Source organism: Kosakonia quasisacchari (genome assembly GCF_004331415.1).
GTDB lineage: Bacteria > Pseudomonadota > Gammaproteobacteria > Enterobacterales > Enterobacteriaceae > Kosakonia > Kosakonia quasisacchari.
In genome coordinates this window covers 1-17481 of sequence record NZ_SJOP01000005.1, presented here as the reverse complement: position 1 = coordinate 17481, position 17481 = coordinate 1, and the positions used below count along the sequence as shown (strand labels likewise).

Sequence of the window (17481 nt, the reverse complement as noted above, 5' to 3'; positions counted from 1 at the left end):
CAGGCTGGAATCTAAAAATGGCTGAACCACGTTTCGTACACCTGCGGGTGCATAGCGACTATTCCATGATTGACGGGCTGGCGAAAACCGGGCCGCTGGTAAAAAAGGCGGCCGCGCTCGGCATGCCTGCGCTGGCGATCACCGATTTTACTAACCTGTGTGGTCTGGTGAAGTTTTACGGAACGGCGCACGGTGCCGGGATGAAGCCGATCGTCGGTGCCGATTTTCATGTGCAAAGCGATCTGCTTGGCGACGAGCTGACGCAGCTGACTGTTCTCGCTATCAACAATACGGGTTATCAAAACCTGACGCTGCTAATCTCGCGTGCTTACCAGCGCGGTTATGGCGCGCTTGGTCCGTGGATTGATCGCGACTGGCTGCTGGAGCTCAATGAAGGGTTGATTCTGCTTTCCGGCGGGCGCATGGGCGACGTGGGTAAAAGCGTACTGCGTGGCAATAGCGCACTGGTAGAGCAGTGTCTTGAGTTCTACAAAACCCATTTTCACGATCGCTACTACCTGGAGTTGATCCGCACAGGGCGAGCGGACGAAGAGCCTTACCTGCATGCCGCCGTTGCGCTGGCAGAAGAGCATGGCTTGCCGGTTGTTGCTACCAACGATGTGCGGTTTATTGATGCCGGCGACTTCGACGCCCATGAGATCCGCGTGGCGATCCACGACGGTTTTACCCTCGACGATCCCAAACGCCCGCGTAACTATTCGCCGCAGCAATATATGCGCAGCGAAGAGGAGATGTGCGAACTCTTTTCGGATATCCCGGAAGCGCTGGAAAACACGGTCGAAATCGCCAAACGTTGTAACGTCACCGTGCGTCTGGGCGAATACTTCTTGCCACAGTTCCCGACAGGGGATATGACCACCGAAGATTTCCTCGTGGTGAAATCAAAAGAGGGGCTGGAAGAGCGTCTGGAATTCCTCTTCCCTGATGAAAAAGAGCGCGCCGAAAAGCGCCCGCCTTACGATGAACGTCTCGATATTGAACTCCAGGTTATCAACCAGATGGGGTTCCCGGGCTACTTCCTCATTGTGATGGAGTTTATCCAGTGGTCGAAAGACAACGGCGTACCGGTAGGGCCGGGACGTGGTTCTGGTGCGGGTTCACTGGTGGCTTATGCGCTGAAAATTACCGACCTCGATCCGCTGGAGTTTGACCTGCTGTTCGAACGTTTCCTTAACCCGGAACGTGTTTCGATGCCTGACTTCGACGTTGACTTCTGCATGGAAAAACGTGACCAGGTTATCGAGCACGTGGCGGATATGTACGGCCGCGATGCGGTATCGCAGATCATCACCTTTGGTACCATGGCGGCGAAAGCGGTTATCCGCGACGTTGGCCGTGTGCTTGGTCATCCGTATGGCTTTGTCGACCGAATTTCGAAACTGGTGCCGCCCGATCCGGGGATGACGCTGGCTAAAGCGTTTGAAGCCGAACCGCAACTGCCGGAAATTTACGAAGCCGACGAAGAAGTCAAAGCGCTAATTGATATGGCGCGCAAGCTGGAAGGGGTCACGCGAAACGCCGGGAAACACGCCGGTGGCGTGGTTATCGCGCCAACAAAGATTACCGATTTTGCCCCGCTGTATTGTGATGAAGCCGGTCAGCACCCGGTTACCCAGTTCGATAAAAACGACGTGGAATATGCGGGTCTGGTGAAGTTCGACTTCCTCGGGCTGCGTACGCTGACCATCATTAACTGGGCGCTGGAAATGATTAACGCCCGGCGCGAGAAAAACGGCGAACCGCCGCTGGATATCGCTGCTATTCCGCTGGATGACAAGAAAAGTTTCGACATGCTGCAACGCTCGGAAACCACGGCGGTTTTCCAGCTTGAATCCCGCGGCATGAAAGACCTGATCAAACGTCTGCAGCCCGACTGCTTCGAAGATATGATCGCACTGGTGGCGCTGTTCCGTCCGGGGCCGCTGCAATCGGGCATGGTGGATAACTTCATCGACCGTAAGCACGGGCGCGAAGAGATCTCTTACCCGGATGTTCAATGGCAGCACGAGAGCCTGAAGCCAGTGCTGGAGCCAACCTACGGCATCATTCTGTATCAGGAACAGGTGATGCAGATTGCGCAGGTACTTTCGGGTTACACCCTTGGCGGTGCGGATATGTTGCGCCGCGCGATGGGTAAGAAAAAGCCGGAAGAGATGGCCAAGCAGCGCGGTACGTTTGAAGAAGGTGCGAAGAAAAACGGCGTCGACGGCGAACTGGCGATGAGAATCTTTGACCTCGTGGAAAAATTCGCTGGTTACGGATTTAACAAATCGCACTCTGCCGCCTATGCTTTGGTGTCGTACCAGACGCTGTGGTTGAAGGCGCACTATCCGGCCGAGTTTATGGCGGCGGTAATGACCGCTGATATGGACAACACCGAGAAAGTGGTTGGCCTGGTCGATGAGTGCTGGCGCATGGGGCTGAAAATCCTGCCGCCAGATATCAACTCGGGTCTGTATCATTTCCACGTCAACGACGATGGTGAAATTGTTTATGGCATTGGTGCGATCAAAGGCGTGGGTGAAGGTCCGATCGAGGCGATCATTGAAGCGCGTAATAACGGCGGTTATTTCCGTGAACTGTTTGATCTTTGTGCTCGCACCGATATTAAAAAACTCAATCGCCGGGTGCTGGAAAAACTGATTATGTCCGGGGCGTTTGATCGCCTTGGCCCGCATCGCGCCGCGCTAATGAACGCGCTGAGCGATGCGCTGAAAGCTGCCGATCAGCATTCGAAAGCGGAAGCGATTGGTCAGGCAGATATGTTTGGCGTTTTGGCTGAAGAGCCAGAGCAGATCGAGCAGTCCTACGCCAGCTGTCAGCCGTGGCCGGAACAGGTGGTGTTGGATGGCGAGCGTGAAACGTTAGGGTTATACCTGACAGGACACCCGATTAACCAATATTTAAAAGAAATTGAGCGCTATGTCGGAGGCTACAGGCTTAAAGACATGCATCCGACCGAACGTGGGAAAGTGACCACGGCGGCGGGGCTCGTCATTGCTGCGCGGGTTATGGTCACCAAGCGCGGTAATCGTATCGGCATCTGTACGTTGGATGACCGTTCCGGGCGTCTTGAAGTGATGTTGTTCACTGACGCCCTGGATAAATACCAGCAACTGCTGGAAAAAGACCGCATACTTATCGTCAGCGGACAGGTCAGCTTTGATGACTTCAGCGGGGGGCTTAAAATGACCGCCCGCGAAGTGATGGACATTGACGAAGCCCGGGAAAAATACGCCCGTGGGCTTGCTATCTCGCTGACGGACAGGCAAATTGATGACCAGCTTTTAAACCGACTCCGTCAGTCTCTGGAACCCCACCGTTCGGGAACCATTCCAGTACATCTCTACTATCAGAGGGCGGATGCGCGCGCACGATTACGCTTCGGCGCAACGTGGCGTGTCTCTCCGAGCGATCGTTTACTCAACGATTTGCGTGGCCTCATAGGTTCGGAGCAGGTGGAACTGGAGTTTGACTAATACAGGAATACTATGAGTCTGAATTTCCTTGATTTCGAACAGCCGATTGCTGAGCTGGAAGCGAAAATCGATTCTCTGACCGCCGTTGGCCGTCAGGATGAAAAACTGGATATTAACATCGACGAAGAAGTGCATCGTCTGCGTGAAAAAAGCGTTGAGCTGACACGTAAAATTTTCGCCGATCTTGGCGCATGGCAGGTCGCACAGTTGGCTCGCCATCCGCTGCGTCCATACACCCTGGATTATGTCCGCCTGGCTTTCGACGAATTCGATGAACTGGCTGGCGATCGTGCTTACGCTGACGATAAAGCCATTGTTGGCGGTATCGCGCGTCTGGATGGGCGTCCGGTGATGATCATCGGCCACCAGAAAGGCCGCGAAACCAAAGAGAAAATTCGTCGTAACTTTGGTATGCCGGCACCGGAAGGCTATCGCAAAGCGCTGCGCCTGATGGAAATGGCAGAACGCTTCAATATGCCGATCATTACCTTTATCGACACGCCGGGTGCTTATCCGGGCGTGGGCGCGGAAGAGCGTGGTCAGTCTGAAGCGATCGCCCGCAACCTGCGTGAAATGTCCCGCCTGAGCGTGCCGGTTATTTGCACCGTGATCGGCGAAGGCGGCTCCGGCGGCGCACTGGCGATTGGCGTGGGTGATAAAGTGAATATGCTGCAATACAGCACTTATTCTGTTATCTCCCCGGAAGGCTGCGCCTCCATTCTGTGGAAAAGCGCTGATAAAGCGCCGCTGGCGGCCGAAGCGATGGGGATTATCGCACCGCGTCTGAAAGAGTTGAAACTGATCGACTCGATCATTCCGGAACCGCTGGGCGGCGCTCACCGTAACCCGGAAACCATGGCTGCTTCGCTGAAAGCGCAACTGCTGGCCGATCTGGCCGATCTGGAAGTGCTGAGCAAAGATGATCTGCGTAACCGCCGTTACCAGCGTCTGATGAGCTACGGCTACGCCTGATCCTCATCCCACTCTGAAAAGCCGCACCGCTGTGCGGCTTTTTTTATACCTGCCGTTTAGCTCAACTATGCTTAGCTAAGGTTTTTAACGGAGGTAACCGTGAACATTATTGCCATCATGGGACCACATGGCGTTTTCTATAAAGATGAGCCAATTAAGGAGCTGGAGCAGGCATTACAGGCCCAGGGTTTTCAACTTATCTGGCCGCAAAACAGCACCGACTTACTGAAATTTATCGAACACAACCCGCGCATCTGCGGCGTTATCTTTGACTGGGACGAGTACTCCCTCGATCTGTGCAGCGAAATCAATCAGCTTAACGAATACCTTCCGCTGTATGCCTTTATCAATACGCACTCGACGATGGATGTCAGCATCCAGGATATGCGCATGGCGCTGTGGTTTTTCGAGTATGCGCTGGGCGTGTCCGAAGATATTGCTACGCGCATCGGCCAGTACACCCGGGAGTACCTGGATACCATTACGCCACCGTTTACCCGCGCGCTGTTTACCTATGTTAAAGAGGGCAAATATACCTTTTGCACGCCGGGACATATGGCGGGCACGGCTTATCAGAAAAGCCCGGTTGGCTGCCTGTTTTACGACTTCTTCGGCGGCAACACGCTAAAAGCGGATGTCTCTATTTCGGTCACGGAGTTGGGTTCATTACTGGATCACACAGGCCCGCATCTGGAAGCCGAAGAGTATATCGCCCGCACCTTTGGCGCGGAGCAGAGCTACATGGTGACCAACGGCACGTCCACGTCGAATAAAATCGTCGGGATGTATGCCGCCCCGGCGGGCAGCACATTGCTCATTGACCGTAACTGCCATAAGTCACTGGCTCATCTGCTGATGATGAGCGACGTTACGCCGCTATGGCTGAAACCAGGGCGCAATGCATTGGGAATTCTGGGCGGTATTCCACGCCGCGAATTTACCCCTGCCAGCATCGAACAAAAGGTGGCAAAAACCGCGGGCGCGCGCTGGCCGGTACACGCGGTGATCACCAATTCCACTTATGACGGGTTGTTGTATAACACTGACTGGATAAAAAAAACGCTGGATGTGCCCTCGATCCACTTCGATTCGGCCTGGGTTCCATATACCAATTTCCACCCGATTTACGCAGGGAAAAGCGGCATGAGCGGTGAGCGGGTACCGGGAAAAGTGTTCTTTGAAACCCAGTCGACGCACAAAATGCTGGCGGCATTTTCGCAGGCGTCGCTGATTCATATTAAAGGTGAATATGATGAAGACACCTTTAACGAAGCATTTATGATGCACACCACTACCTCACCGAGTTACCCGTTGGTTGCGTCTATCGAAACGGCGGCAGCGATGTTGCGCGGTAACCCTGGCAAACGTCTGATTAACCGTTCCGTCGAGCGTGCGCTGCATTTCCGTAAAGAGGTTCAGCGGCTTAAAGACGAAGCCGACGGCTGGTTCTTTGATATCTGGCAGCCAGAAGAGATTGAAGAGGCGGATTGCTGGCCAGTCGCGCCCGGCGAAATGTGGCACGGCTTTCGCGACGCGGATGCCGACCATATGTTTCTTGATCCGGTTAAAGTGACCATTCTGACACCGGGGATGGACGAACAGGGGAATATGAGTGATGACGGGATCCCGGCTGCGCTGGTGGCGAAGTTTCTTGATGAACGCGGCGTGGTGGTCGAAAAAACCGGGCCATACAATCTTTTATTCCTGTTCAGTATCGGCATCGATAAAACCCGCGCGATGGGCTTGCTGCGTGGGCTGATGGAGTTTAAACGCGCCTACGATCTGAACCTGCGCGTGAAAAATATGCTGCCGGACCTCTACGCCGAAGATCCAGATTTCTACCGCAATATGCGCATTCAGGATCTGGCGCAGGGGATCCATAAATTGATCCGTCAGCACGATCTCCCACGTTTAATGTTGCAAGCTTTCGATGTTCTTCCGGAAATGAAGCTGACGCCGCACCAGGCATGGCAGCGACAAATTCAGGGCGAGGTGGAAACCATCGAGCTGGAGCGGCTAATTGGGCGAATTTCGGCGAATATGATCCTGCCTTATCCGCCAGGCGTGCCGCTGGTGATGCCCGGTGAAATGATCACCGAAGCCAGCCGGGCGGTGCTGGATTTCCTGCTGATGCTCTGCGCTATTGGCCGCCACTATCCCGGTTTTGAGACAGATATTCATGGTGCGAAGCGGGACGAAGAGGGCGTTTATCGGGTACGAGTCCTAAAAGCCCGCTGAGCTATTGCGGGCAAACATTGGCAGGCGTAACGTTCTGGCATTCAGAAAAGGAGAAACTATGCTGGGTTTAAAACAGGTTCATCATATTGCCATCATCGCTACTGATTACGCGAAGAGTAAAGCGTTCTACTGCGATATCCTCGGGTTTACGTTGCAAAGCGAGGTCTATCGCGAGGCACGTGATTCATGGAAAGGCGACCTGGCGCTGAACGGTCAGTATGTGATTGAACTGTTTTCTTTCCCGTTCCCGCCAGCTCGTCCCAGCCGGCCCGAAGCCTGCGGGTTGCGCCATTTGGCATTTAGTGTGGATGATATAGATAAGGCAGTCGCGCACCTGGCGGCTCACGGTGTGCAGTGCGAGGAAATCCGTATCGATCCCTACACTGATAAACGTTTTACCTTCTTCACCGATCCTGATGGCCTGCCACTGGAGCTTTACCAGCAGTAATACTTGCCACTTCCGATAATGCCCGGTAACGTGCCGGGCATTACTCCGTTTTGATAATCACTATGACCACGCCCTTTTTTGCATCAATGCCGACCACTTCGCGCCAGTTTCTGGTGGCGTTTAGTGGTGGGCTGGATTCGACGGTCCTGCTGCATAAATTGATGCTTTGGCGTCAGCAATTACCCGAGCTCAAGCTGCGTGCTATCCATATACATCATGGGCTTAGCCCTCACGCCGATGCTTGGGCGGATCATTGCCAGGTCGTTTGCACTGGCTGGCAGATTCCGCTAACGGTGGTTCGCGTTCAGCTTGTGAACAACGGGGAAGGGATCGAAGCACAGGCGCGCAAAGCGCGTTATCAGGCGTTTGCGGATGCATTGATGCCCGGCGAAGTGCTGGTTACGGCTCAGCATCTGGACGATCAATGTGAAACGTTCCTGCTGGCGTTAAAGCGCGGCAGCGGACCTGCCGGGCTGGCGGCCATGCCTGAAATGATGCCTTTTGCCGGAACTCAGCTTATTCGCCCGCTACTGACACAAACCCGCGATGAGCTGCACCAATGGGCGCTTCACCATGCGCTGTCATGGATTGAGGATGAAAGTAACGCCGACGCCAGCTTCGATCGCAATTTTTTACGCTTGCAGATTTTACCGTTGCTGACGGCGCGCTGGCCACATTTTGCCGATGCCGTTGCGCGTAGTGCCGCGCTGTGTGGCGAGCAAGAGCAGTTACTTGATGAGCTCCTCGCGGACGAACTTGTTGCGGCGATGACAGATGAAGGGGCACTGGAACTTGCCTCTCTTTATGCGCTAAGTGATGCGCGCCGTCGGGCGCTGTTGCGTCGCTGGCTGGCGCAGCGCGGTGCGGTAATGCCGTCACGCGCCATGCTCGATCGCTTGTGGCAGGAAGTGGCGCTGGCGCGTGAAGATGCTTCGCCGTGTTTGCGGCTGGGCGAATTCGAGGTGCGTCGTTATCAGTCGTGCTTGTGGTGGATTCATGCAACAGAAAGCCAGCGCGATACGCAACTGCCGTGGCTTGCACCTTTCAATCCGCTACGCTTACCGGCGGGTCTTGGTGAGCTGTCGCTATTAACCGGCGGGGAAATCCGCCCCCCCAGCGTTGGTGAGGCTGTTTCGATCCGTTTTCAGGCACCCGGCATGTTGCATATCGTCGGGCGCAGCGGCGGACGCAAGCTGAAGAAGATCTGGCAAGAGTTAGGTGTGGCACCCTGGCGGCGTGATACCACGCCGCTGCTGTTTTATGGCGAAACATTGATTGCAGCGGTGGAGTTATTCGTTACGCGAGAAGGGGCGAAAAGCGCTGAGCAAACGGGCGTACATCTTGAGTGGCGAAGATAACGGGCAACAGGCGCTGCCCGCAAAATGTCAGGACTCGCTCACCACAACGGTGCCGATTTCAGGATGGCTGAAGCTGGCAATTTTATCGAGACGCAGTTCGCGCGCTGCACCTGCGACATCAACCACCAGATACTCCACATTTTTACGTGAGACTAAATCGTTGGCTTTGGCGCTGAGCACCTCGCCGTCTTTCATTTCCAGCTTCAATAAAAGATGATGCTGGCAGGCGAGTTCAAGGTTGTCATAGTCATCACAGTTGATGGGTTGATAGGCATCATTCATTGACATAATCGCTCACCAGTAAGTTCGCGGCAGCATATGCCGCCTTTTCCCTGACCGACTCTGAAAGGGTGTCATCCGACGCCATTTCATTCAGCACTTTCAACACGCACCCCAGCGCATCCGGGATATACCCTAAATCTCCGCTGGCGATTTCCGCATAACGTCTGCGTACTAACTCACAATAATTGTTCACATCACCTCCTGTCAGCAACCTGACTTTACTGTGAGATAACACTAAGCCTACGAAGTTAAACTCTGTTTAGCAAGGTGACTATACCACAGCTTGTTAATCATTATCAGGGCGATGAATACCCACTGCGACAAGAGATAACAGCGCTTTATGCTTATATTCGCTACAATAGCGACCATTTTATGAAGGAGCGGTGATATGGCATTAAAAGCGACAATTTATAAAGCGACGGTGAACGTGGCTGATTTGGATCGTAATCAGTTTTTAGATGCAACGCTGACGCTGGCTCGCCATCCTTCCGAGACGCAAGAACGCATGATGCTGCGCCTGCTGGCGTGGATGAAATATGCGGATGAACGCCTGCAATTTACCCGCGGCCTCAGCGCTGACGATGAACCGGAACTCTGGCTACGCAATGATTATCTGGGGATCGATCTGTGGATTGAACTGGGATTGCCGGATGAAAAACGGCTGAAGAAAGCCTGCTCGCAGGCGAAAGAGGTCGCGCTTTTTACCTATAATTCCCGTGCCGCGCAGATCTGGTGGCAGCAGAATCAGTCGCGCTGCGCGGCATTTAGCAATCTGCGCATCTGGTATCTGGATGATGCGCAGCTAGCCCGTTTGAGTGCGTTTGCCAGCGATCGCACGATGACGCTGCAAGCCACATTGCAGGATGGTGCTATCTGGTTATCGGATGATAGCCAGAATATGGAAATCCATCTCGAAGCCTGGCAGCCGCAATGATTGAGATCTCTCGTTCAGTCTCTATTGCCGAAGAAGAGCTGGAGATCACGGCTGTGCGGGCACAGGGCGCGGGTGGTCAACATGTCAATAAGAGCTCAACGGCGATCCACCTGCGTTTTGACATCCGGGCTTCAAGCCTGCCAGAGTACTACAAGGCGCGTTTACTGGAAGCGTCGCACCATCTGATCAGCAGCGAAGGCTGGGTGGTGATAAAAGCACAGGAGTACCGCAGCCAGGAGATGAACCGCGAAGCGGCAATCGCACGCCTGGTGGCGTTAATAAAAGAATTAACTGTCGTGCAAAAAAGCCGTCGGGCAACGCGCCCAACCCGCGCATCGAAAGAGCGTCGGTTATCGGGCAAGGCGCAAAAGTCGTCGGTAAAAGCGTTACGCGGCAAAGTTCGTGGTCGTGAAAGCTGACGGGTACTAACAGAATTGTGCATAAGGAATCGAGTGTGAAAAAAGCGATTTTATCTGTGCTGGCGGGGTGCTCGCTCTTTGCGCTTTTCGGCTGTAACAACCGTGGCGATGTTGAGACGGTACAGCCAACACAAGTTGAAGAGTTGAAACCGATGCAGCAAAGCTGGCGCGGTGTTTTGCCCTGCGCGGATTGCGAAGGGATTGAAACATCCCTCTTTCTGGAGAAAGACGGGAGCTGGGTGATGAACCAGCGCTATCAGGGGGGAAAAGCACCTGCGGTATTTGGCTCGTATGGTAACTGGGCGCGTACGGCGGATAAATTGATTCTCACCGATACGCACGGTGATAAAACCTTTTTCCGCGCCAAAGGCGAGGCGCTGGAAATGCTCGATCAGCAAGGCAATCCCATTACTTCTCAGCTCAACTACACGTTACAGCCAGTAAAAGCCTCGCTACCGGCGACGCCAATGGCGATGCGCGGCATGTATATGTACATGGCTGATGCGGCAGTCTTTACCGATTGTGCAACTGGCAAGAAGGTAACCGTAGCCAGCAATGCGCAACTTGAGCGTGACTATGCGGCAGCGCGCGGAACGGAAACCAAGCCGATTCTGCTGGTGGTTGAAGGGCATTTTACCGTTGAGCCAAATCCGGATACCGGTGCGGCGCAGAAAGTGCTGGTGACGAATAAGCGCGGTAAGTTCAGCCCTGACAAAAGCTGTGATGATTAAGCATTAGCACCACAAAAATTTGCCTTCAGAGAAGGGTTCGAAATCGTAAGAAGAAACGTCTGCCGGTCCTGTTAGATTTAAATCCAACAACAATGAGGCAAAACCAAATCCCGGTGCTAACTACGACGACAGAACGTGGTTTTCAGATAGTCATAAAAAAAGCCCCGCATTGCGGGGCTTTTTGTTGGGTCGCTTAGCCTTTGATGGCTTTGACCAGATAGTTGAGGATCTCCCCGGTTTTGATCAGTTGCTTCTCGCCATTGCGACGGTATTTGTATTCGATATCGTCGTTGTCGAGGTTGCGATCGCCAATCACCACCGTGTGCGGGATACCAATCAGTTCCATATCGGCAAACATCACGCCCGGGCGCTCTTTACGATCGTCCATCAGCACTTCAATGCCCTGCGCACGCAGCTCGGCGTAGAGTTTTTCCGCCAGTTCCTGCACGCGATAAGATTTGTGCATGTTCATTGGCAGCAGCGCAACCTGGAACGGCGCAATCGCGTCTGGCCAGATGATCCCACGTTCGTCGTTGTTCTGCTCAATGGCTGCAGCCACTACGCGCGTTACGCCGATGCCGTAGCAACCCATCGTCAGGATCTGGTTGCGACCATCTTCGCCCTGAACGGCGGCGTTCAGCGCCTGGGAGTACTTGGTGCCCAACTGGAAGATGTGACCGACTTCGATACCACGTTTGATAAGCAGCGTACCTTTGCCGTCCGGGCTCGGATCGCCGGCAACAACATTACGAATATCTGCTACTTCCGGGGTGACAACATCGCGATCCCAGTTGATGCCGAAGTAGTGTTTACCGTCAATATTCGCGCCAGCAGAGAAGTCACTCATCGCCGCAACGGTACGGTCAATCACGACCGGAACCGGCATGTTCACCGGGCCGAGCGAGCCAGGACCTGCGTTCACTACCGCGCGGATTTCCGCTTCGGTGGCGAAGGTCAACGGCGCGGCAACCTGCGGCAGTTTTTCCGCTTTAACTTCGTTTAGCTCATGATCGCCGCGCACCAGCAGCGCAACCAGCGGGTAGCTGCTGCCTTCAACGGCTTTAACCAGCAGGGTTTTTACGGTTTTTTCAATCGGCAGGTTGAACTGCTCAACCAGCTCAGCGATGGTTTTGGCGTTCGGCGTGTCAACCAGCGTCATTTCCTGCGTTGCTGCAGCGCGCGGTTCTTTTGGTGCCAGCGCTTCGGCAAACTCAATGTTGGCGGCAAAATCGGAAGAGTCAGAGAAGATCACATCATCTTCACCGCTCTGCGCCAGCACCTGGAATTCATGCGAGGCGCTACCACCGATCGAGCCGGTATCCGCCTGTACTGCACGGAAATCCAGACCCATACGGCTGAAGATTTTGCTGTAGGCGGCGTACATTGCATCGTACGTCTCCTGCAACGATTCCTGAGAGGTATGGAAAGAGTAGGCATCTTTCATCAGGAATTCGCGTGAGCGCATGACACCGAAACGCGGGCGCACTTCATCACGGAACTTGGTCTGGATCTGGAAGAAGTTCAGCGGCAGCTGTTTGTAGGAGTTCAGCTCGTTGCGAATCAGGTCGGTGATCACTTCTTCATGCGTTGGGCCAAGGACAAACGGACGATCGCCGCGATCGACAAAACGCAGCAGTTCCGGGCCATATTGCTCCCAGCGGCCGCTTTCCTGCCACAGGTCGGCGGGCTGCACTACTGGCATGGACACCTCAATCGCACCGGCGTTATTCATCTCTTCACGCACGATGTTTTCGACTTTTTTCAGAACGCGCAAACCGGTTGGCAGCCAGGTGTACAACCCGGAGGCCAGTTTGCGGATCATCCCGGCGCGCAGCATCAGCTGGTGGCTGATGACTTCGGCGTCGGCAGGCGTCTCCTTCAGAGTGGAGAGCAAGTATTGGCTAGTACGCATGTTGTTACGGTTCCATTTGGACAATTGGAACAGGCCTAAGACAGGCCTGACACAGAAAAAAGTGGTTTAGTTTATCAGCCTGGCAGAGATGCCAAAAGAGAGGGGCATAAAATTAGCGCGCTTCGAGCGCAAACACTTCAAAGCCGCCATCGGTTACGCGCCAGCGCACGTTAAAATCCAACAGCCAGACAGCGTAGGTTTTTCCCTGCTCTTCCCCTTTTTTATAAGCCGGGCGCGGATCCTGCGCCAGCACTTCACGCAGGAAGGTTTTGAAATGCGGGTAGCGCTTTTCAAGCTCAATAAGCTGCGCTTCGACATCCGGCGTAAAGGTGACGGCGACATCAGCAGGAGGCGCCTGTTGCGCGTAGCTGGCTTGCGCGTGCGGCAAGGCTTCAGCAAACGGCAAATAGGGCTTGATATCCACCACCGGCGTGCCATCGACCAGATCAAGACTACCAAGTTGTAAAATCACCTGATCTTTCTGACAGCGGATGCCGTGCAACTCAACCAGCGACATCCCGATCGGGTTAGGGCGGAAGGTCGAACGCGTGGCGAAAACCCCCATTCTCGCGTTTCCCCCCAGCCGCGGTGGGCGCACGGTTGGACGCCAGCCGCCTTCCATTGTTTGATGAAAAACGAAAAGCACCCACAGGTGGCTGAAACCTTCAAGGCCACGCACGGCATCGGGCTGGTTATAAGGGGGAAGCAAGTGAAGTTCGCCGCTGCCGTGTTTCACCAGCCCTGGCTGGCGCGGTACGGCAAACTTCTCTTTATAAGGTGAGCGGATAACGCCGATTTGCTCGAAAGCAAATGTACTCATTTGGTCGAAATATTCAGTGCAGAGCCGACACAAACCGCCTGACGGTAGCAACCCGGCGTGCCGCTGGTTACTTCGCAGCTATGTTGCAGAACCGCATTAGCTTTCAGCTTAGATGCATTGATTTGCATGCGTTTACGCGCCGTGGGGATGTTCGGTGGAGAATCCTGGTTGGTAGCCTGGCAGGATTCTCCGGTGACTTCGCCCAAATCGCGGAACGGTTTACCCACTAGCTCGGTGGCGTCCGTAATGACCCGTACAGGTACAGGGCGCGAGACTTTCGGTTTTTCTGGTTCTGCTTTTGGCGCCACTGCGGTGCTTTTTACAGGTTCGACAGGAGATCTGCTTAGCAAGGAGCAGCCGCTTAGCATGAGTGCTAATAAACAGATCGGTAAAGCACGCATAATATATCCTCGAAGTAATTTTTTTAACGCCGCTTATTGAATCAGGCGCGTGCACAAATGACAAGGCGGGCTTGCGCCCGCCTTGAATGATATTACAGACTACGGAGATTACCAGCCTTTCACTGCGCCGCCGTTGAAGACTTTATTTGCCGCTTCGCTGACTTCGTCAGACTGGTAAGCCTGGACGAATTTCTTCACGTTTTCCGCGTCTCTGTTATCTTCGCGCGCGACGATCAGGTTAACGTACGGGGAGTCTTTATCTTCAACGAAGATGCCGTCTTTTTCCGGCGTCAGGCCAATCTGGCTGGCGTAAGTGGTGTTGATGACCGCCAATGCAATCTGCGCATCGTCCAGAGAACGCGGCAGTTGCGGGGCTTCCAGCTCAACAATTTTCAGGTTTTTCGGGTTTTCAGTGATATCCAGCACGGATGGCAGCAGGCCTACACCATCTTTCAGTTTAATAAGGCCTTGTTTTTGCAGCAGCAACAGAGAACGACCAAGGTTGGTTGGATCGTTCGGTACCGCTACCTGAGAACCATCCTGCAGTTCAGACAGCGCTTTGATTTTTTTGGAGTAGCCAGCGATGGGGTAAACAAAGGTGTTACCAACCGGAACCAGTTTGAAACCACGGTCTTTGATCTGCTGATCCAGATACGGTTTATGCTGGAAGGCGTTCGCGTCAATGTCGCCTTTACTCAGCGCTTCGTTCGGCAGCACGTAGTCGTTAAAGGTTACCAGCTCAACGTCCAGGCCATATTTCTCTTTAGCAACTTTCTGCGCGACTTCAGCAACCTGCTGTTCAGCACCCACAATCACACCGACTTTGATGTGATTCGGATCTTTTTCGTCCTGACCGCAACCCACCAGAGCCAGAGAACCCAGCAGAGCACCAACTGCTGCAAAGGTCTTGAATTTAAAAGCCATGATATTTTCCTTTCTATCTGAGTCGTTATGTTGTGTGTAACGTTATTTATGCGTCACAGCCCGGACGATACGATCGCCAGCGAACTGAATTAAGTAAACCAGAACCACGAGCAATATCAGTACAGTATTCATCACTAATGGATTGTAGGTCACGTAGCCATATTGGATACCCAACTGACCTAAACCACCCGCACCGACCGCGCCTCCCATTGCGGAGTAACCCACCAGAGTAATCAACGTAATGGTCGCCGCGTTAATCAGCCCTGGCAGCGCTTCTGGCAGCAGAACTTTGCGAATGATCTGCATCGGTGTCGCGCCCATCGCGCGTGATGCTTCGATCAGACCCGCAGGCAGCTCCAGCAGGGTATTTTCTACCATGCGGGCAATAAACGGTGCGGCGCCTACGGTCAGCGGAACGATGACCGCATACAGGCCAATAGATGTGCCAACAATTACCCGGGTAAAGGGAATCATCCATACCAGCAAAATGATAAACGGGATGGAACGGAAAATGTTCACCAGCGCGGAAATCACGCGATATAACGCCGGGTTTGGCATGATCTGACCCGGACGCGTCACATATAGCAGCACGCCGAACGGCAGACCGACGACAAAACCCAGCAAGCCTGAAGCAAAGGTCATAAATAACGTTTCCCAGATGCTGCGGGCAAAGAGCCACATCATTGCCTCAGACATAACCGAGTACCTCTACTTTTACGTGGTGTTCTTGCAGCCAGGCGATCGCCGCCTGCGTATTCTCCGGCGTACCGTGCATTTCGGTCAACATAATGCCGAACTTCACGCCGCCCGCGTAATCCATCTGCGCGCTGATGATATTGTTGTTCACGTTAAAACGACGCGCCGTTTCCGACAGCAGCGGGGCGTCGACGGACTGACCGGTAAACTCCATCCGCAGCATCGGCACACTGTCCGCTTGCGGTTGTGCCTGTAAGCGTTGCAGATAATCTTCCGGAATATCCAGGTGCAGCGTGGACTGTATAAACTGCTGTGCCAGCGGTGTTTTCGGATGTGAGAACACTTCGCTCACCGTATCCTGCTCAATCAGCTCACCGTTGCTGATTACCGCCACGCAGTCACAAATGCGTTTTACCACATCCATTTCATGCGTAATGAGCAGGATGGTCAGCCCGAGGCGACGGTTAATGTCCTTCAGCAGTTCAAGAATAGAACGTGTTGTTGCTGGATCTAATGCGCTGGTGGCTTCATCACACAGCAGTACTTTTGGGTTACTGGCTAGCGCACGTGCAATAGCGACGCGCTGTTTTTGCCCGCCAGAGAGATTAGCCGGGTAGCTGTCGTGCTTATCTGACAAACCAACCAGATCGAGAAGTTCTGTCACCCGGCGATGGATCTCTTCGCGCGAGGTGTTATCCAGCTCCAGCGGTAAAGCAACGTTACCGAAAACGGTTCGGGAAGAGAGCAGGTTAAAGTGCTGGAAGATCATGCCAATTTGGCGGCGCGCTTTGGTTAATTCCGATTCTGACAGTTGCGTCAGATCCTGGCCGTCGACCAGCACGCTGCCCTGCGATGGGCGCTCAAGCAAGTTCACGCAGCGGATAAGCGTACTTTTCCCCGCACCTGACGCGCCAATAACGCCATAAATTTGGCCAGCAGGTACGTGCAGGCTAACGTTGTTCAGCGCCTGAATCGTACGGTTCCCTTGCTGGAACACTTTGGTGATATTCGAAAGTTTAATCATTAGATTATTTTTATCGTATGAGAGTTAGCCGTGGCATTTTCTTCTGCCGATGACGACTTACAGCCGTAAACAGAGCGGATGGTAAGGCATCCAGACGTCTAAATCAATGTCACTCATCAACGATGAGCACTTTCCTGTATAGCGAAACATGAGATACTAAGAACATATGCCTTTTTCAGGAGCAAACCCGTGGCAAAGTCTGTACCCGCTATTTTTCTCGATCGTGATGGCACTATTAATGTTGATCACGGCTACGTCCATGAGATTGATGAATTTGAATTTATTGATGGCGTTATTGACGCCATGCGCGAACTGAAAGAAATGGGTTATGCGTTGGTGCTGGTGACTAACCAGTCTGGTATTGCGCGCGGCAAATTCACCGAAGCGCAGTTTGAAACGTTAACCGAATGGATGGACTGGTCTTTAGCCGATCGCGGTGTTGATTTGGATGGCATCTATTATTGTCCACACCACCCGCAGGGAACAGTAGAAGAGTTCCGCCAGGTCTGCGACTGCCGTAAACCGCACCCGGGCATGCTCATATCAGCTCGCGATTTTCTGCACATCGATATGGCTGCTTCTTATATGGTTGGCGATAAGCTGGAAGATATGCAGGCGGCGTCTGCCGCACAAGTAGGAACAAAAGTACTGGTACGCACCGGTAAACCTGTCACGCCAGAAGCTGAAAATAGCGCCGATTGGGTGATTAATAGCCTTGCTGAGTTGCCGGCAGCCATTAAAAAGCACCAAAAATAGCCGTTATGACGAAAAGATGAGCGATTGAAATAAAAATGCATTTTTCCGCTTGTCATTCAGCTTGGG

17 protein-coding genes are annotated in these 17481 nt (G+C 53.5%); 9 read left to right on the top strand and 8 right to left on the bottom strand.

Features of this window, described 5'->3' with window-relative positions; all coding sequences use genetic code 11:
* Positions 1–17 precede the first annotated feature (17 nt).
* From dnaE to tilS, 5 genes are all read left to right on the top strand, one after another.
* Entirely contained in the window at positions 18–3500 is a 3483-nt protein-coding gene (gene dnaE / locus E0L21_RS06820) for a DNA polymerase III subunit alpha (protein WP_131407942.1), read from the top strand.
* A gap of 12 nt (positions 3501–3512) precedes the next feature.
* Entirely contained in the window at positions 3513–4472 is a 960-nt protein-coding gene (gene accA, locus E0L21_RS06815; RefSeq protein ID WP_131407940.1) for an acetyl-CoA carboxylase carboxyl transferase subunit alpha, read from the top strand.
* Positions 4473–4571: 99 nt separating this feature from the next.
* A complete protein-coding gene (locus E0L21_RS06810; protein WP_131407938.1) occupies positions 4572–6710 on the top strand; it encodes a lysine decarboxylase LdcC in 2139 nt (712 codons plus the stop codon).
* 58 nt (positions 6711–6768) lie between these two features.
* Positions 6769–7158 carry a VOC family protein gene (locus tag E0L21_RS06805; protein ID WP_020456619.1) on the top strand — a complete coding sequence of 130 codons (390 nt, stop codon included), beginning with the start codon at positions 6769–6771 and terminating at the stop codon, positions 7156–7158.
* 62 nt (positions 7159–7220) lie between these two features.
* Positions 7221–8516 carry a tRNA lysidine(34) synthetase TilS gene (gene tilS / locus E0L21_RS06800; protein WP_131407936.1) on the top strand — a complete coding sequence of 432 codons (1296 nt, stop codon included), beginning with the start codon at positions 7221–7223 and terminating at the stop codon, positions 8514–8516.
* A gap of 27 nt (positions 8517–8543) precedes the next feature.
* Here the strand turns inward: tilS and rof are convergent, their stop codons facing one another.
* Together rof and E0L21_RS06790 are read right to left on the bottom strand one after the other, a co-directional pair.
* Positions 8544–8804, bottom strand: a complete 261-nt coding sequence (gene rof, locus E0L21_RS06795; protein WP_017458015.1) for a Rho-binding antiterminator — start codon at positions 8802–8804, stop codon at positions 8544–8546.
* Positions 8791–8991 carry a YaeP family protein gene (locus tag E0L21_RS06790; protein ID WP_017458016.1) on the bottom strand — a complete coding sequence of 67 codons (201 nt, stop codon included), beginning with the start codon at positions 8989–8991 and terminating at the stop codon, positions 8791–8793. The genes rof and E0L21_RS06790 overlap by 14 nt, the downstream gene beginning before the upstream one ends.
* Positions 8992–9186: 195 nt before the next feature.
* Between E0L21_RS06790 and E0L21_RS06785 the strand changes: the two genes are divergently transcribed.
* Genes E0L21_RS06785 through nlpE form a run of 3 tightly spaced genes read left to right on the top strand, consistent with a single transcriptional unit; the run spans position 9187 to position 10882 of the window.
* Positions 9187–9732, top strand: a complete 546-nt coding sequence (locus E0L21_RS06785) for a YaeQ family protein (RefSeq protein ID WP_131407934.1) — start codon at positions 9187–9189, stop codon at positions 9730–9732.
* Positions 9729–10151, top strand: coding sequence for an alternative ribosome rescue aminoacyl-tRNA hydrolase ArfB (gene arfB / locus E0L21_RS06780; RefSeq protein WP_131407932.1), 423 nt, complete (start codon positions 9729–9731; stop codon positions 10149–10151). Before E0L21_RS06785 ends, arfB begins: the two co-directional genes overlap by 4 nt.
* A 35-nt stretch (positions 10152–10186) precedes the next feature.
* On the top strand, positions 10187–10882 hold the full coding sequence (nlpE, locus tag E0L21_RS06775; protein WP_131407930.1) for an envelope stress response activation lipoprotein NlpE: 696 nt from the start codon (positions 10187–10189) through the stop codon (positions 10880–10882).
* Between the two features lie 193 nt (positions 10883–11075).
* Here nlpE and proS read toward each other — a convergent pair whose 3' ends face one another.
* The 6 genes from proS to metN all read right to left on the bottom strand — a co-directional run bounded on the left by proS (position 11076) and on the right by metN (position 16659).
* On the bottom strand, positions 11076–12794 hold the full coding sequence (proS, locus tag E0L21_RS06770; protein ID WP_131407928.1) for a proline--tRNA ligase: 1719 nt from the start codon (positions 12792–12794) through the stop codon (positions 11076–11078).
* Between the two features lie 112 nt (positions 12795–12906).
* Positions 12907–13614, bottom strand: coding sequence for a tRNA (N6-threonylcarbamoyladenosine(37)-N6)-methyltransferase TrmO (gene tsaA, locus E0L21_RS06765; RefSeq protein WP_131407926.1), 708 nt, complete (start codon positions 13612–13614; stop codon positions 12907–12909).
* Positions 13611–14015: an Rcs stress response system protein RcsF gene (gene rcsF / locus E0L21_RS06760; protein WP_131407924.1), complete on the bottom strand. Its 405-nt coding sequence runs from the start codon at positions 14013–14015 to the stop codon at positions 13611–13613. Before rcsF ends, tsaA begins: the two co-directional genes overlap by 4 nt.
* Positions 14016–14123: 108 nt before the next feature.
* Positions 14124–14939: a methionine ABC transporter substrate-binding lipoprotein MetQ gene (gene metQ / locus E0L21_RS06755; RefSeq protein WP_131407922.1), complete on the bottom strand. Its 816-nt coding sequence runs from the start codon at positions 14937–14939 to the stop codon at positions 14124–14126.
* Between the two features lie 42 nt (positions 14940–14981).
* Positions 14982–15635, bottom strand: coding sequence for a methionine ABC transporter permease MetI (locus tag E0L21_RS06750; RefSeq protein ID WP_131407920.1), 654 nt, complete (start codon positions 15633–15635; stop codon positions 14982–14984).
* A complete protein-coding gene (metN, locus tag E0L21_RS06745; protein ID WP_131407918.1) occupies positions 15628–16659 on the bottom strand; it encodes a methionine ABC transporter ATP-binding protein MetN in 1032 nt (343 codons plus the stop codon). Before metN ends, E0L21_RS06750 begins: the two co-directional genes overlap by 8 nt.
* A gap of 189 nt (positions 16660–16848) precedes the next feature.
* Between metN and gmhB the strand changes: the two genes are divergently transcribed.
* Positions 16849–17415 carry a D-glycero-beta-D-manno-heptose 1,7-bisphosphate 7-phosphatase gene (gmhB, locus tag E0L21_RS06740; RefSeq protein WP_045512055.1) on the top strand — a complete coding sequence of 189 codons (567 nt, stop codon included), beginning with the start codon at positions 16849–16851 and terminating at the stop codon, positions 17413–17415.
* Positions 17416–17481 lie beyond the last annotated feature (66 nt).

What these genes read in the sequence shown, in the direction of transcription:
- dnaE (WP_131407942.1), top strand. Translation starts at nt 18, where the DNA reads ATGGCTGAACCACGTTTCGTACACCTGCGGGTGCATAGCGACTATTCC.
- accA (WP_131407940.1), top strand. Translation starts at nt 3,513, where the DNA reads ATGAGTCTGAATTTCCTTGATTTCGAACAGCCGATTGCTGAGCTGGAA.
- E0L21_RS06805 (WP_020456619.1), top strand. Translation starts at nt 6,769, where the DNA reads ATGCTGGGTTTAAAACAGGTTCATCATATTGCCATCATCGCTACTGAT.
- tilS (WP_131407936.1), top strand. Translation starts at nt 7,221, where the DNA reads ATGACCACGCCCTTTTTTGCATCAATGCCGACCACTTCGCGCCAGTTT.
- rof (WP_017458015.1), bottom strand. Translation starts at nt 8,804, where the DNA reads ATGTCAATGAATGATGCCTATCAACCCATCAACTGTGATGACTATGAC.
- E0L21_RS06785 (WP_131407934.1), top strand. Translation starts at nt 9,187, where the DNA reads ATGGCATTAAAAGCGACAATTTATAAAGCGACGGTGAACGTGGCTGAT.
- arfB (WP_131407932.1), top strand. Translation starts at nt 9,729, where the DNA reads ATGATTGAGATCTCTCGTTCAGTCTCTATTGCCGAAGAAGAGCTGGAG.
- proS (WP_131407928.1), bottom strand. Translation starts at nt 12,794, where the DNA reads ATGCGTACTAGCCAATACTTGCTCTCCACTCTGAAGGAGACGCCTGCC.
- tsaA (WP_131407926.1), bottom strand. Translation starts at nt 13,614, where the DNA reads ATGAGTACATTTGCTTTCGAGCAAATCGGCGTTATCCGCTCACCTTAT.
- rcsF (WP_131407924.1), bottom strand. Translation starts at nt 14,015, where the DNA reads ATGCGTGCTTTACCGATCTGTTTATTAGCACTCATGCTAAGCGGCTGC.
- metQ (WP_131407922.1), bottom strand. Translation starts at nt 14,939, where the DNA reads ATGGCTTTTAAATTCAAGACCTTTGCAGCAGTTGGTGCTCTGCTGGGT.
- E0L21_RS06750 (WP_131407920.1), bottom strand. Translation starts at nt 15,635, where the DNA reads ATGTCTGAGGCAATGATGTGGCTCTTTGCCCGCAGCATCTGGGAAACG.
- metN (WP_131407918.1), bottom strand. Translation starts at nt 16,659, where the DNA reads ATGATTAAACTTTCGAATATCACCAAAGTGTTCCAGCAAGGGAACCGT.